General features: G+C 72.5%; 10 protein-coding genes. All 10 read left to right on the forward strand.

Going from position 1 to position 15103, the window contains the following annotated elements; genetic code table 11:
• Window positions 1-13 precede the first annotated feature (13 nt).
• The 10 genes from ABZ576_RS15300 (at window position 14) to ABZ576_RS15345 (ending at window position 14935) form a co-directional block, all read left to right on the forward strand.
• Entirely contained in the window at window positions 14-2521 is a 2508-nt protein-coding gene (locus ABZ576_RS15300) for a DUF6185 family protein (protein ID WP_360740213.1), read from the forward strand.
• A gap of 179 nt (window positions 2522-2700) precedes the next feature.
• Window positions 2701-4074: a nitrate/nitrite transporter gene (locus ABZ576_RS15305; protein ID WP_360740216.1), complete on the forward strand. Its 1374-nt coding sequence runs from the start codon at window positions 2701-2703 to the stop codon at window positions 4072-4074.
• Window positions 4075-4161: 87 nt separating this feature from the next.
• Window positions 4162-5313: a uroporphyrinogen-III synthase gene (locus ABZ576_RS15310; RefSeq protein ID WP_360740219.1), complete on the forward strand. Its 1152-nt coding sequence runs from the start codon at window positions 4162-4164 to the stop codon at window positions 5311-5313.
• Window positions 5314-6482: 1169 nt separating this feature from the next.
• Window positions 6483-10847, forward strand: a complete 4365-nt coding sequence (locus tag ABZ576_RS15315) for an amino acid adenylation domain-containing protein (RefSeq protein WP_360740222.1) — start codon at window positions 6483-6485, stop codon at window positions 10845-10847.
• Window positions 10848-10852: 5 nt separating this feature from the next.
• Window positions 10853-11122, forward strand: coding sequence for an acyl carrier protein (locus ABZ576_RS15320; RefSeq protein WP_360740225.1), 270 nt, complete (start codon window positions 10853-10855; stop codon window positions 11120-11122).
• 5 nt (window positions 11123-11127) lie between these two features.
• Complete coding sequence (locus ABZ576_RS15325; RefSeq protein WP_360740227.1) at window positions 11128-11883, forward strand: alpha/beta fold hydrolase; 756 nt, start codon at window positions 11128-11130, stop codon at window positions 11881-11883.
• Window positions 11877-12500 carry a LysE family translocator gene (locus ABZ576_RS15330; RefSeq protein ID WP_360740230.1) on the forward strand — a complete coding sequence of 208 codons (624 nt, stop codon included), beginning with the start codon at window positions 11877-11879 and terminating at the stop codon, window positions 12498-12500. The genes ABZ576_RS15325 and ABZ576_RS15330 overlap by 7 nt, the downstream gene beginning before the upstream one ends.
• Before the next feature lie 195 nt (window positions 12501-12695).
• Window positions 12696-13289, forward strand: coding sequence for a CGNR zinc finger domain-containing protein (locus tag ABZ576_RS15335; protein WP_360740233.1), 594 nt, complete (start codon window positions 12696-12698; stop codon window positions 13287-13289).
• A 228-nt stretch (window positions 13290-13517) separates the two neighbouring features.
• On the forward strand, window positions 13518-14105 hold the full coding sequence (locus ABZ576_RS15340; RefSeq protein WP_360740235.1) for a sigma-70 family RNA polymerase sigma factor: 588 nt from the start codon (window positions 13518-13520) through the stop codon (window positions 14103-14105).
• 62 nt (window positions 14106-14167) lie between these two features.
• A complete protein-coding gene (locus tag ABZ576_RS15345; protein ID WP_360740238.1) occupies window positions 14168-14935 on the forward strand; it encodes a zf-HC2 domain-containing protein in 768 nt (255 codons plus the stop codon).
• The last annotated feature ends 168 nt before the right edge of the window (window positions 14936-15103 follow it).

Genomic DNA, 15103 nt, shown 5'->3' on the forward strand with positions numbered 1-15103 from the left:
GGATCCTGGGGCGGTGATCCGTCGCCCACCCTCCCCGCCGGGGCTGCTGCTGTCCGTGGTGCTGCTGGCCGTCCTCTCGGTATGGGCGAGTGCGGGCACTTCGTCCGGGGCGGCGGACGGGGCGGACACCTGCGGTATGGAAGGGATGCGCGGTCTCAAAGTCACCGCCTCGGCTGATTTCGAGCACCGAGGTCTCGACTACAGCAAAGTCGAGAGCGTGCTGGACATCGAGATTCCGGCAAGCTGGAAGCACGCTCCCGATCTGCTGCTGGATACTCACGCACCCGAGTACCGTCAGGCACTGCGCTGCCTGCTGGGAACGGTCTGGGAAGAGAACCCGCTCACTTTCGATGAGCAGCGGCCGAAGCCGCTGACAGTGGATTTCGACGGGAAGACGGTGGTGGTGCACTACGAGGCCGTCGTCTGGGTGCAGTGGCTCGGCACGCACCAGATCGGCCCGTGGCAACTGGAGGCTGGAAGAGACGTCTGGACCATCCAGTTCGCGCCTCCGCTGAGTCTTTGGAATGCGGCCTGGGAGAAGGTGGAGGTCCGAACGGGCGGACCCAGGGCGTTGTCCGTCAGTCCCGAATCCGCCACCGGAGAAGACGGCACCGTACTGAAATGGGAGAACGAGGAACCGACCAACTTCACGGTCAGTTTCCGTCCACCCGCGGCTCAGCGATGGGGCGCGACCACACTGTCGCCGGAGCAGGCGTGGGAAGCGCTGGGGATGTTCAGCGGATCCTCCGCGATGGTCGACGTCACGAACGGGGCTCTCCTGCTCCTCGCCGGAAGGAGACTGCGGCAGGGCATCGCACGGCCTCTCGCGGACGACGAGCAGAAGGCACTCGGGGCGCTGCGCTCCTGGGCGCTCTTGTCGGCGGGGATCGGGATGCTCGTCTACATGGGGGACAATGTCCACGATTTCCTAGGGCGCGCGTTTTCTTGGTCCGGTGACTACACCACGACTCTTTCCCTGTTGCTGCTGGTGTTGCTCGGGATCGCTTTGTGTCTTTTCGGGAGATGTCGGAAGTTCCTGCTCGTCGCAGCGTGCGCGGTCGGCGTCACTGTGGCCGGGATGTCGGTCGGCTGCGAGGTGGCGGAGTGCGCGCTGCTGCCCGAGAGTGAGAGTCACAAGCACCTGTTCATCTACCCGGCCGGCTCCTGGGTGACGCTGCTCGTCTACACGGCTGCGGTATCCGTTTTCTTCATGGGGGCCATCTCGTCGGTGCGGCGAGCCGTGCGGATGGACGGTGGGGCGTTGCCGTCATGGCAAGTCGTCTCGCTGTCCGTCGGTCTTTCCGCCGTGACCGTCCTGTGGGCACTCCTGGCCTTCTGGCGCTACTGGGACCGCATCAGCTGGCTCGCCGACACCGGATGGCCGACCTACACGGCGCACTTGCAGCAGCAATTCACCCTGTGGTGGTGGGATTTCCCCGACTTCGTGCTGTCGGACCTGTGGGATGCCGCCTCCTTCGCCTTGCTCGCACTCGTCCCGATGGGTGCCCTGTACGTCTGCCGCGCCGAGCGGCAGGACGACAGTTCGTTCACACCCACCGGCTCGGAGCGGTTCCTCCTGGTGGTCGTCTTCACGCTGGTCGTGCTACCCGGGGGCGAGTACCACTTCGGGGTGACCGGCTACTTCATCACTGTCGCTCTCGGTCTTCTCCTGACCTGGGCACTGCTCTCCTGGACCGGGCGCAAGGCCGTACTGATGCAGCCCTCCGTCGGGAACCGCCCTCTGGGGCAGGTGATGTCGATGACCGACCGCTCCGGACTGCTGCGCATGGTCCGGCGTTACCGGGACCTCCAGGAGTGCCTGCACCATCCGGGCGCGAAGCACGGCGATTCCACAGCGGACCGAGAGGCGATCGAGCGGGAAATCGATCAGATGGACCAGTACCTGCCCGAAGGCGTCAGGCTCGTGGACGTGGCCTTCGCTTGCGGACCCATGACCACGTGGTGGGCGAACGCCCGCAGATGCGCGGTGATCGGCTGCCTCGTCGGCCTTCCCGGGACGGGCCTGATGTACTGGTACGGCATGGTCAGCGGTGGCGTTTGGACCACGACCGTGGAGAACCGCAGCGGAGTCCCCTCCATCGTGCTCAACGTCCTCGCCTGGCATGTGACCTGGGTGGCCGCCGCTTTCTTCATGGGGGCGCTGTGGCGTAGCCTCCCCGGCCGCCACGGCCCGACCAAGGCGTTCTACATCGCCACCGTCTTCGCCGTCCCCGTCTGTGTCCACTGGATGCTCGGGGAGCTGAGCGGCCAGGACGTGAGGGGATCGATCGCGACCATCGCCACCTTCACGTCGGTGATGACGTTCACCGGCCTGGTCATGGACGTGCAGACCTTCATGAGCGAGCGGCGGTACTGGCCCTCCAGCGCGAGTCTGGTCATGTACATCTACCAGATGCGCCTGGCCTCGGTGGCGTTCCTGCTGGCCCAGCTCGTGGCGCTCGCCACCATCTGGCAGGCCTTCCGCAACGGCGGCCCCAGCGGACGGCCTCCCTCCCCGTGACGCGGACACGCGCGCGGCGCGCGGCACCGGCGGGCGATCTCACCGGCCGACCCCCGGCCGAGTGAGAGCAACGTTCCCTTGCGGTCACTCGCAGCCACAGGGCCGGAAACGCGTCCTGCCTACCTTCGGGGTCCGTCAGTGGTCGGCAGACCGAGCAGCCGGAGCACCGTGGAGGCGTGATGACAGCCCCAGCCCCAACCCGTCGAAGTGGCCGCTGGATCGAGCGCTGGGACCCGGAGGACGAGACCTTCTGGAAGGCGACCGGGGAGCGCGTCGCCCGCCGTAACCTCTGGTTCTCCGTCCTCTCGGAGCACATCGGCTTCTCCGTCTGGACCATGTGGTCCGTACTGGTCCTGTTCATGGGCCCGGAGTACGGCCTCACGCCCGCCGACAAGTTCCTGCTGACGTCGGTGGTCACGCTGGTCGGCGCGGTCGTACGGGTGCCGTACACCTTCGCGGTGGCCGTCTTCGGCGGCCGCAACTGGACGGTCATCTCGGCGAGCCTGCTGCTGATCCCGACGATCGCCGCGTTCGCGGTCATGGAGCCGGGCACGTCCTTCTCCACCTTCCTCCTGACGGGCCTGCTGGCGGGCATCGGCGGCGGCAACTTCGCCTCTTCCATGACCAACATCAACGCCTTCTTCCCGCTGCGGAGGAAGGGGTGGGCGCTCGGCCTGAACGCGGGCGGCGGGAACATCGGCGTGCCCGTCATCCAGCTCGCCGCGCTCGCCATCATCGGCGCGAACGGCGGCCCGCGCGTGCTGCTCGGGATCTACATCCCGCTGATCGTGGTGGCCGCCGTGCTCGCCGCGCTGTTCATGGACAACCTGGCCACGGTGAAGAACGACACCGGCGCGGCCAAGGACGCCGCCCGGGACCGCCACACCTGGATCATGTCCGTCCTCTACATCGGCACCTTCGGCTCCTTCATCGGCTACAGCTTCGCCTTCGGCCAGGTGCTGACCAACCAGTTCGGCCGGACCCCGCTGCAGGCGGCGTACCTCACCTTCATCGGCCCGCTGCTCGGCTCCCTCATCCGCCCCCTCGGCGGCTGGCTCGCCGACCGCTACGGCGGCGCCCGCATCACCCTGTGGAACTACGTCTGCATGGCCGCCGCCACCGCCGTCCTCGTCGGGGCCAGCATGCGCAGGTCGCTGCCGCTGTTCGTGTCCGTCTTCGTCGTCCTGTTCGTGCTCAGCGGGCTCGGCAACGGGTCGACGTTCAAGATGATTCCCGGCATCTTCCAGGCCAAAGCCCTGGCCAAGGGCCTGACCGGGGAGGCGGCCGCCGCCCACGGCCGACGGCTGTCCGGCGCCTCCATGGGCCTCATCGGAGCGGTCGGCGCGCTCGGCGGCGTCGGCATCAACCTCGCCTTCCGGCAGTCCTTCCTCTCCTACGGCTCCGGGACCGGCGCGTTCGTCGTCTTCCTCGCCTACTACGGTGTCTGCTTCGCGGTCACCTGGGCCGTATACCTTCGCCGCCCGGCGGGCCGGCTTCCGGCCACGCCGGCCGCATCCGAGGAGAAGACGCAGCTCAGCTATGCCGAGGTGTGACGTAACACCGGTGACATCAAGCCGAACCGAGCCTGTCACGCATCGTTGACAGGCTCGATCGGCGTGCCGGTCAGGTAGGAGAGCCCCATGTACGACGAAGAGCAGCAATCCGAGCACGGACCCCTCGCCGGGTTCACCGTGGGCGTCACCGCCGCGCGCCGGGCCGACGAGCTGGGCGCCCTGCTCCAGCGGCGGGGCGCGAGCGTGCTGCACGCGCCCGCCCTGAGGATCGTGCCGCTCGCAGACGACGGCGAACTCCTCGCCGCCACCAAGGAGATCATCGACCAGGTACCGGACGTCGTCGTGGCCACCACCGCGATCGGCTTCCGGGGCTGGGTGGAGGCCGCCGACGGCTGGGGGCTCGGCGAGCAGCTGCTCGGCCGGCTGCGCGGGGTGCGGCTGCTCGCCCGCGGCCCCAAGGTCAAGGGCGCCATACGGGCGGCCGGCCTCACCGAGGAGTGGTCCCCGTCCTCGGAGTCCCTGGCCGAGGTGCTCGGCCGGCTCCTGGAGGAGGGCGTCGACGGCCAGCGCGTCGTCGTACAGCTGCACGGGGAGCCGCTGCCCGGGTTCGTGGAGTCGCTGCGGGCCGCGGGCGCCGAGGTGGTCCCGGTGCCGGTGTACCGCTGGATGCCGCCGGAGGACCTCGGTCCGCTGGACCGCCTCCTGGACGCGGCCGTCACCCGCGGCCTGGACGCCGTCACCTTCACCAGCGCGCCCGCCGCGGCCTCCCTGCTCACCCGGGCGGAGGACCGCGGCCTGCTCGACGAGCTGCTGTCGGCCCTGGCCCACGACGTCCTGCCGGCCTGCGTGGGTCCGGTCACCGCGATCCCGCTCCAGGCCCGCGGGGTGGAGACGGTCCAGCCGGAACGCTTCCGCCTGGGCCCCCTGGTCCAGCTGCTGTGCCAGGAGCTGCCCACCCGCGCCCGCTCGCTGCCCGTCGCCGGGCACCGGGTGGAGATCCGGGGGCACGCCGTCCTGGTGGACGGCGTCCTCAAGCCGGTGCCGCCGGCGGGCATGTCCCTGCTGCGCGCCCTGTCCCGCCGCCCCGGCTGGGTGGTGCCGCGGGCGGAGCTGCTGCGCGCGCTGCCGGGCGCGGGCCGCGACGAGCACGCGGTGGAGACGGCGATGGCCCGGCTGCGTACGGCGCTGGGGGTGCCCAAGCTGATCCAGACCGTGGTGAAGCGGGGATACCGGCTGGCACTGGACCCGGCGTCCGACGCGAAGTACGCGGAGGCGTGAGGCGGCGGCCGTGGCTCCAGTGGGCTGTTTCCGGCCAGCTGGCGGGCAAAGACTGCCCCAAGGAGCACGGCGCCGGCCGCCGGGACGCACACAAGCGGAAGGTCAACCAGCCGCCCCCGTAGTCGAGTTGCCCGTCGGGCAGGTGCTCGGCGACCAGGGAATCCCTCCGGCCTCCAGCCGCGCCGGGCGGCCGTCCCGGGCCCGTACCGGAGTCGAGAGCAAGGCGGACATGTCTCGTTTCGGGCGGTTGCGGGATCGAGCCAGCGGCGCGGCCGGTGTTCGCTCAAGTCGGTTGACGTTCTCCGACGGCTGTGGAATGACTTTGCTCGATTGCATGGCCGAATTCATACGTACGGGGGACATGTTGAGTGAGCCGGTCATTCCCAGGGATCTCATCCGCCTGACTCCTTCCTTCGCGAGGCGCTGACGCCTCAGGTATGCCGCCCTCCTGTACCGGCCGGCGCCGCCCGACCGCCATCGGCGGGTGCCGGCCGACCGCCGACCCGTCCGCCATCGCCCGGCGCCGCCCGACCGCCGACCCGTCCGCCGTCGGCGGGTGCCGCCCGACCGCGCCGCTGAAACGGCCGCGTGCCGCGGCCGGCCCGTGGGCGGCACCTCTCGCGGCCGGGCTGTCCGCCCAGACCCCGCACGGCCCGCGCCGGGCGCGGCCGGCGCCGTCCGCCGTGCCCTCGGGGACCGGTGAGCCCTCCGGGCCTGCCGACCCCTCCGGGCCTGCCGACCCCTCCGGGCCTGCCGACCCCTCCGGGCCTGCCGACTCCTCCGGGTCTGCCGACTCCTCCGGGTCTGCCGACCCCTCCGGGCCCGGCGCGCGCGTCTGTCCGTGCGTGTTCCGCCTCCGGCCGCCCCTCGTGGTGCCCGGGCGCGCACGCTCCCGGGCCGCCGCGGCGAGCCGTGCCGTGCCGAGCGCCCTGTCCGGCCCGCCGGCCGCCGGGCCGGACACGCGGCGGCCCGCCGGGGCCACCGCACCGCCGCGGCAGTCCGCCGGGGCCGGCGCACGGCCGCGGTAGTCCCACGGCGCACCTCGCCGCCCCCACCCTCAAACCCCCTCTCATCCCACCACCCACCGTGCCGGTCCCGGCACGCCTCACCTGTGCCCGACGGAGAGACGGAGTGTCATGAAGGTCCGAAACGCAACGAATATCCCCGGAGTGGAGCGGTACGAGCCGTTCCCGCTGACCGAGATCCAGTACGCGTACTGGGTCGGCCGGGGCCCCAACTTCGTCCTGGGGAACGTGGCCCCGCACGCGTACTTCGAACTGGAGGGCCGCCGCCTCGACCCCGGCGTGCTGTCCGCGGCCTGGCGCCGGCTGGTGGAGCGGCACGACATGCTGCGCGCGGTCGTCGGCCCCGACGGACGCCAGCAGGTGCTCGAGACCGTGCCCGCGTTCGAGGTCCGATGTACCGACCTGCGCTCCGCCTCCGAGGAGGACAGGGAGCGCACGCTGCTCGACGTGCGGGAGGAGATGTCGCACCGGGTGTACTCGGCGGCCGACTGGCCGCTGTTCGACCTCCGCCTGAGCCGGCTGCCCGGCCACGACCGCCTGCACGTCAGCGTCGACCTGCTGATGGTCGACCTGGCCAGCCTCACCCTGCTGTTCAGCGAGTGGAGCGCGCTGTGCCAGGACCCCGGCCTCGAACTGCCGCCGGTGGAGGTCACCTTCCGCGACTACGCCCTGGAGCTGGAGCGGGGCTCGCAGGCCCCCCGCTACCAGAAGGCGCTCGCCTACTGGACGTCCCGGGCCGCCACCCTCGCCCCGCCCCCCGAACTGCCCCTGGCCAAGTCACCGGTGAGCGTGCACCGGCCGCGCTTCACGCACCGTGAGTTCCACCTGCCCGAGGAGAAGTGGAAGACGCTGCAGGGGCGGTGCGAGGACCGGGGACTGACCCCCACCGCGGTGCTGGCGGCCCTCTTCTCCGAGGTCCTCGCCGTGTGGGGCGGCTCCCGGCGCTTCACCCTCAACCTCACCCTCTTCAACCGGCTGCCACTGCTGCTCGCCGACGCGGGCGGCGGCAAGCGCACCGTCCACCCCCACCTGCGCCGGATGGTCGGCGACTTCACCTCCATCTGCCTCCTGGAGACGGACGCCTCGACCGGCCGTACGCTCACCGAACGGGTCGAGGCCACCCAGGTGCAGCTCCAGCAGGACCTGCGGCACCGGCAGGTCAGCGCGCTGGAGGCGCTGCGCGAACGCCGCCGGCTGGGCCTGCAGAGCGGCTTCGAGACGATGCCGGTGGTCTTCACCAGCGGCCTGGGCACCGCCGCCGACGTCTCCGGCCCCCTGAGCTACTTCGGTGACATCACCTACCGGGTCAGCCAGACCCCGCAGGTCTTCTTCGACCACCAGGTCGTCGACATCACCGGCTCCCTCGACCTGACCTGGGACTGCGTGGAGGAGCTCTTCCCCGAGGGCCTGCTCGACGACATGTTCGCCGCCTACACCTCCCTGGTCACCCGGCTCGCCGACGACGACTCGATGTGGGACGAGGAGATCGTCGTCGAGCTGCCCCCGCACCAGCTCGCCGCCCGCGACGGCGCCAACGACACCAGCGGCGAGCGTCCCTCCGGGCTGCTGCACGAGCCGTTCCTCGACCAGGCCGCCCGGCACCCCGGACGGCCCGCCGTGCTGGCCGGCAACCGGGTCCTGACCTACGGGGAACTCGCCGCACGGGCCCAGGCGGTGGCCGGCGAGGTCGCCGCCCTCGGCCCGGACGGCCTGCGCGACCGCCTGGTCGGCATCGGCCTGCACAAGGGCGCCGACCAGATCGCCGCCGCGTACGGCGTGATGATGGCCGGCGCCGCCTACCTGCCCGTCGGCCCGGCGCTGCCCGAGCGGCGCCGCGCCGGGCTGCTGGACGACGGCCGGGCGCTCGCGGTGCTCACCGACGCCGCCACCGACGGCCTGGGCTGGCCCGAGGGCCTGCCGCGCGTCCGCGTCGACCGGGTGCGTCCCGAGGAGGCGGAGGCCGGGCGCCGGCCGGGCGGACCCGCCGGCCCCGGAGACCTGGCGTACGTGCTGTACACCTCCGGCTCGACCGGCACACCCAAGGGCGTGATGATCGAGCACCACGCGGCCCTCAACACGGTCGTGGACATCAACGAGCGGTTCGGGGTCGGCCCCGGGGACCGGGTCTTCGGCCTCGCCGAACTCACCTTCGACCTGTCGGTGTACGACGTCTTCGGCGCGCTCGGCGCCGGTGCCGCCCTGGTCCTGCCCGACCCGGAGCTGCGCTCGGAGCCGGCGCACTGGGCCAAGCTGATGGGCGAGCACGGCGTGACGGTGTGGAACTCCGTCCCGGCGCAGATGCAGATGCTGGTCGAGCACCTGGAGGCGGGCGGCGCCCTGCCCGAGGGGCTGCGGCTGGTCATGCTCAGCGGCGACTGGATCCCCGTCGACCTGCCCGACCGGATCCGCGGCCTGTGGCCCGAGGCCGAGATCATCTCGCTGGGCGGCGCGACCGAGGCGTCGATCTGGTCCATCCACCACGCCGTCGACGAGGTGGAGCGGGGCGCGAAGAGCATTCCGTACGGTGTTCCGCTGCGCAACCAGACCTTCCACGTGCTCGACGCCCGCATGGACCCGTGCCCGGTGTGGACCCCGGGCGAGCTGTACATCGGCGGGGTGGGCCTGGCCCGCGGCTACTGGGCCGACGAGGAGCGCACGGCCGCGGCCTTCGTGGCCCACCCGCGCACCGGCGAACGCCTCTACCGCACCGGTGACTTCGGGCGCTACCGGCCGGACGGCTCGATCGAGTTCCTGGGCCGCCGGGACGGCCAGGTGAAGATCAACGGCCACCGGGTGGAGCTCGGCGAGATCGAGGCGACGCTCACCGCGCACCCGGGTGTGGAGAGCGCGGTCGTGGTGAAGTCCGCCGACCAGGACGGCGCCGCCCGCCTGCTGGGGTACGTCGTGCCGGCCCGTGACGACGACACGCTGTTCGTGACGGAGCGGGCCGACGAGACGCTGCGCGCCCGGCAGTGGCAGGCGCTCGCCGGCACCGCCGGCCGGCCCGCCGAGGGTCCCTCGCCCGAGGAGCTGCGCATCGTCTGGGACGCGCTCAACGAGGTGTACACCACCGCAACCGCCGGTGCCTTCCGCGCCTTCGGCCTGCCCCGCCTGCCGGGCGAGCCGTTCGACCCGGCGGCCCTGCGCGGCGCCGGGGTGGCCCCCCGCTACGGGCGCTGGCTGGTCCGCGCGGTGACCGCCCTGGAGGAGTCGGGGTACCTGCGGCGCACCGCCGCCGGCCTGGAGGTGGCCCGCGAGCTTCCCGACGGCCTCCCGGAGGCGGTGGGCGAGCGTGCCCGCGACGCCCTCGGCCGGCTGCTGGACGTCCCGGAGGACGTCACCGACTGGATGCTCGGCCTCGCCGGGAACCTGGCGGGCGTGCTGACCCAGAGCGTGCACTCCGCCGAGCTGTACGCCTCCGACCGCACCCCGGGCGTCTACGCCCGCCTCTTCGGCCCGACCTACGCCGCCGCCACCGCCGCGGTGCGCGAGCTGGCCGAGGGCTGGCCCGCCGACCGGCCGCTGAACGTGCTGGAGGTCGGCGCCGGCTACGGCTCGCTCACCCGGCACCTGCTGCCCCTGCTGCCCGCCGACCGCACGGAGTACGTCTTCACGGACGTCTCCCGCTACTTCCTCGACCGCGCCGAGACCGAGTTCGCCGCCTACCCGTTCCTGCGCTGCGACCTGTTCGACCTCGACCGGCCGCCGGCCGCCCAGGGCTTCGACGGCCGGCAGGCGGACCTCGTCATCGCCGCGAGTGTGCTGCACGACATGCGGCAGCTGCGCCGGACGCTGACCGCACTGCGCTCGGTACTCGCCCCCGGGGGTGTCCTGCTGCTCGTCGAACAGACCACCTTCCACCCGTGGTTCGACCTCGTCATGGGCCTTCAGCAGGGGTTCGACAACTTCGAGGACACCGACCTGCGCACCACGCACTGCCTGCTGGACCGCGCCCAGTGGCAACAGGAGCTGACCGCCGCCGGGTTCACCGAGTCGGCGCTGCTGACCACCTCGGGCGGGCCCGCGTCGGTCGGCTTCGACGTGCTCGTCGCCCGGGGACCGGCGGTGCAGCGCCGGTTCGCCCCGGAGGAGCTGCGCTCCTTCGCCGCCGAACGACTCGCCCGGCACATGGTCCCCGCCCAGCTGTACGCGCTGGACGAGCTGCCGCTCAGCCCCACCGGCAAGGTGGACCGCGCCGCGCTCGCCCAGGCCGGCCGGCGCGGCAGCGTACGGGGCAGGCCGGCCCGGCCGCCGCGCACGGACCGGCAGCGCAAACTCGTCGACATCTGGAAGGAGGTGCTCGGCCTGAACCAGATCGACCTGGCCGACGACTTCCTGGACCTGGGCGGCGACTCCCTGCTCGCCGCGCGCCTGGCGGCCCAGCTCCAGTCGGCGTTCGGCACCCCCGTCCCGGTCCGCACGGTCCTGGAGTACACCACGGTCGAAGCGCTCGACGGCCACCTCGAGCAGCTCCTCGGCCCGTCGGCGCCCATCACCGAGGAAAGGTGAGAACAGTGAGCAACACGGCTTGCGCGCACACCCCCGTCCCCGTCGTCGACTGGCTCACCGGCTTCCTCGCCGAACTGCTCGACGTCACCCCGGACCAGATCGACCCGGCCACCGGCCTGGACCTGCTCGGCGTGGACTCGGCCACCACCCTGGTCGTCTGCGCCAAGGCCCGCGACGAACTGGGCGTCCCGCTGCGGCCCAAGGAGGTCTTCGACCACTTCACGGTCGACGCCCTGGCCCGCCACCTGGCCGCACGGCGGCCGGCGGAAGGGTGAGCCGCGTGTCCGACTGGCTGCTCAGCGGGGCACCCCGCACCGCCGCCTGCGAGCTGTACTGCTTCCCGCACGGGGGCGGTACGGCCGCCGAGTACCGGCGCTGGGCCCGCGACCTGCGCACGGCGCGGGTGCACGCGGTCCAGCTGCCGGGCCGCGGCCCGCGGCTGCACGAGCCGGTGCCCGGCTCGATGCGGGAGCTGGTCGAGGCGTTCGTCGCCCACGTGCCGCTCCCCACGGACCGGTTCGTGTTCTTCGGCCACAGCCTGGGCGCGCTGTTCGCCTACGAGGTGACGCGCGCCCTCGCCGCCGCCGGACGCCCGCTGCCGGACCGGCTGGTCGTGTCCGGCTTCCGGGCGCCGCACCTGCCGCACCCGGCCACCGGCATCCACCGGCTGCCCGACGACGAACTGCTCGACACGGTCGCCCGCCTGCACGGCGGGCTGCCCGACGAGGTGCTCGCCTCGGCCGAGCTGCGCGAGACGGCCGCGGCCGCGCTCCGCGCCGACTACCGGGTGCTGGAGACGTACGCCTGGCAGGCCGGGGATCCGCTGCCGGTGCCGCTCACCGTGTTCGGCGGCGAGGACGACCGGATCGCGGCGGACGAACTGGAGGCCTGGAGCGAGCACACCTCGGCCGGGGCGACGGTGCGCCTCTTCCCCGGCGGCCACTTCTACCTGCGCGAGCGGCCGGCCCCCGTCCAGCGGGCACTGGCCGCGGCCCTCGCCTCGACCCGTGGGGCGCGGCGGAGCACGCCGTGCTGACGTTCGCCGCCGCCTGCCTGGTGCTCATCGTGATCCCCGGCCCCGACCAGGCGCTGATGACCAGGAACGCGCTGGCCGGCGGGCGCAGGGCCGGACTGCTGACCATGGTCGGCGGATTGCTCGGCCTGAGCGTCCACGTCTCCGCGGCCGCGCTCGGCGTCTCGGCGCTGCTGCTGGCCTCCGCCACCGCCTTCACCGTGCTGAAGGTGGTGGGGGCGGCCTACCTGGTGTGGATGGGCATCGCGACCCTGCGCGGCTCGCGCCGCACCCTGCGGGAGGGCGCGCCGGACGACGACGCCCTGGCGCCGGAGGCGGGCGAGGGCGGGCGGATGCTGCGCCAGGGGTTCCTGTCCAACGCGCTCAACCCGAAGGTGGCGCTGTTCTTCGTCACCTTCCTGCCGCAGTTCCTGCCCTCCGAAGGCGCCGTGCTGCCCCGGGCCCTGCTGCTCTCGCTGGTGTTCGCGGTCCTGTACCTGCTGTGGTTCAGCCTGTACGTGTCCACCGTGGACCGGCTCGGCAGGGTGCTGCGCCGGCCCCGGGTGCGGGCCCGCATCGAACAGGTCACGGGGCTGCTTCTGATCGGGTTCGCGGCCCGGCTGGCCTTCGAGTCGCCCTGATCCGGCCGGCGGCGCGCCGCCGCCGCGCGCGAGGGGGCCGCCGCATCCCGGGATGCGGCGGCCCCCGACCGGCGCGCCGTCCGTCCGACCGCGACGGGCACGGGGGGTTCCGGGCGCCGTCCGGGGCGGGCACTGTGAAGGGGCGAGCGATCGGAACGCTCCCCTCACGGTTCCTGCCTAGGCGGTGACAGGCACATGGCACTGGGTTCGGCCACGCCCCCGTACGCGCTGCGGTTCGACGCCGGGCGGATCTGTCTGGATCTCCTCGCGACCGCTCATCCCGCCGAACGGCTCGGCACGGCGGAGGCGTTGCGTGCCTGGATCACCGGCGCCGGGCTGGTCCCGCCCCGCACCCCGCTGGCGCACGCCGACCCCTCCTGGCCGGCCGGCTTCCAGGAACTGCGTGCGCACATCGGGCTGTTGGTGCGCGGCGGCGAGGCGGCGGACGCGCCCTCGTACGCGCGGGCCCTGTGGCGGGTCAACGAGACCGCGCGCGCCGCGCCCCCGGCGCTGCGCGCCGTGCACGGCGAAGGCGGCCTGCTGGTACGGGAGCTGACGGAGCCACCGGCCTGCGTGGCGCTGCTCGCGCTCGTCGCGCGCGACGCCGTCGACCTGCTCACCGACCCGGTCGCGTGGGCGGCGGTGCGCGAGTGCGAGGGCGACAACTGCCCGCTCGTCTACCTGGACACCTCCCGGGGCCGGCGCCGGCGCTGGTGCTCCAGTGAGGTCTGCGGCAACCGGGAGCGGGTGGCCCGGCACCGGCGGCGGGCCGCACTCGCGCGGGCGTGATTTCCGCTACACCAGGTTTGGATGCGTCGTACACGGGCAGTCCGCGCCGACTCGGACGGCGCCCCGGCGTTGTGTCGTATATGTAAAGATCGCGCGGTGGGAATGTGGGCCCATGTCCCGCTCGTCACGTCACGTCGAAGAAATCTGTCACTCCGGTTTGAACACCGCGGCGCCGCTGTCCGTACGGGTGGGCGAGCGACCGACTGGGGGAACCCCCGGACACCGGAGGTGGGCGTGCGCAAGGATGCGGCCGTGGCCAATGAACGTGGAGCGAGGGCCCGACATCGCATGTCCTCATCGCAGCCCTCGGAGCCGGACGAGGAGCTGATGCGTGCCCTGTACCGGGAGCACGCGGGGCCCCTGCTCGCGTATGTCCTGCGGCTGGTCGCCGGTGACCGGCAGCGTGCCGAGGACGTCGTGCAGGAGACGCTCATCCGTGCCTGGAAGAACGCCGGTCAGCTCAATCGGGCGACCGGTTCGGTACGCCCCTGGCTGGTGACGGTCGCGCGCCGCATCGTCATCGACGGCCACCGCAGCCGGCAGGCCCGGCCGCAGGAGGTCGATCCGTCGCCGCTGGAGGTCATCCCCGCGGAGGACGAGATCGACAAGGCGCTGTGGCTGATGACGCTGTCGGACGCGCTCGACGACCTGACCCCGGCTCACCGGGAGGTGCTCGTCGAGACGTACTTCAAGGGGCGTACCGTCAATGAGGCGGCCCAGACGCTGGGCATACCGAGCGGCACGGTCCGCTCCCGGGTGTTCTACGCCCTGCGGTCGATGAAGCTGGCACTGGAGGAGCGGGGGGTGACGGCGTGATGAGCAATGGGTACGGGGGAATGCAGGGATTCGGACCGGGTGGTCCGGGTATGTCTGGGCCCATGAACCCCAGTCAGGGATCTTCGGTGCCGAGCGAGCACGAGACCGTCGGCGCCTATGCCCTCGGGATCCTCGACGACGCCGAGGCAACCGCTTTCGAAGCGCACCTCGCGGGCTGCGAGTGGTGCGCCCAGCAGCTGGACGAGCTGGCCGGGATGGAGCCGATGCTGGCCGCGCTCGCGGACCTGCCCGGCTCCGGCAGCACCCCCGCGATCGGCGAGTCGCTGTCCGCCAGGCCCAGTCCGCGGCTGGCGGAGAAGCTGGTGGACGAGGTCGCCGAGCGGCGCGCCCAGAAGCGCCGGCGCGGCTTCTACATGGTCGCGGCGGCGGCCGCGCTGATCATCGCCGGCCCGCTGGCCGCGATGGCGGTCGGCGGCGGCTCGGACGGAGGGGAGCAGGTGGCGGCGACGCCCGCCCAGGCGACCTTCCGCAGCATGACCGAGAAGAAGTCCGCCACGGACGCGTCCACCCATGTCAGCGCGACCGTCGGGATGGCGTCGAAGGACTGGGGCACCCAGGCGGTCCTGGAGCTGAAGAACGTCAAGGGCCCGCTGAAGTGCTCCCTGGTGCTCGTCGCCAAGAACGGGCAGCGGGTGACCATGTCGTCGTGGTCGGTCCCCGACTGGGGGTACGGCCTCCCGCAGGCCACGTCCGAGAAGGCGAAGAAACCGCTCTACATCGGCGGGGCCGCGGCCTTCCAGCCCAACGAGATCGACCACTTCGAAGTGGTGACGTTCGAGGGCAAGAAGCTGGTTCAGGTGCAGGCGTAGCCCCTTCCGGGTGGTTCCGCCGGGCGCGGGACGGCCGCGGGCGCGCCGTGGCCGGCCCCGGCCCGGCGGCGCGGCCGTGCCCCGGCCCGGCCCCGCGCGACCCGGGGGGAACCACCGCCCCGTAGCTTTGACCGGCCCCTTCGCGTACGGTTGACGGCTGCCCAGCAC

Source organism: Streptomyces sp. NPDC013455, assembly GCF_040632975.1.
Lineage (GTDB): Bacteria > Actinomycetota > Actinomycetes > Streptomycetales > Streptomycetaceae > Streptomyces.

Coding starts and splice junctions, on each gene's coding strand:
- ABZ576_RS15305 (WP_360740216.1), top strand. CDS start 2,701: ATGACAGCCCCAGCCCCAACCCGTCGAAGTGGCCGCTGGATCGAGCGC.
- ABZ576_RS15310 (WP_360740219.1), top strand. CDS start 4,162: ATGTACGACGAAGAGCAGCAATCCGAGCACGGACCCCTCGCCGGGTTC.
- ABZ576_RS15335 (WP_360740233.1), top strand. CDS start 12,696: ATGGCACTGGGTTCGGCCACGCCCCCGTACGCGCTGCGGTTCGACGCC.
- ABZ576_RS15345 (WP_360740238.1), top strand. CDS start 14,168: ATGAACCCCAGTCAGGGATCTTCGGTGCCGAGCGAGCACGAGACCGTC.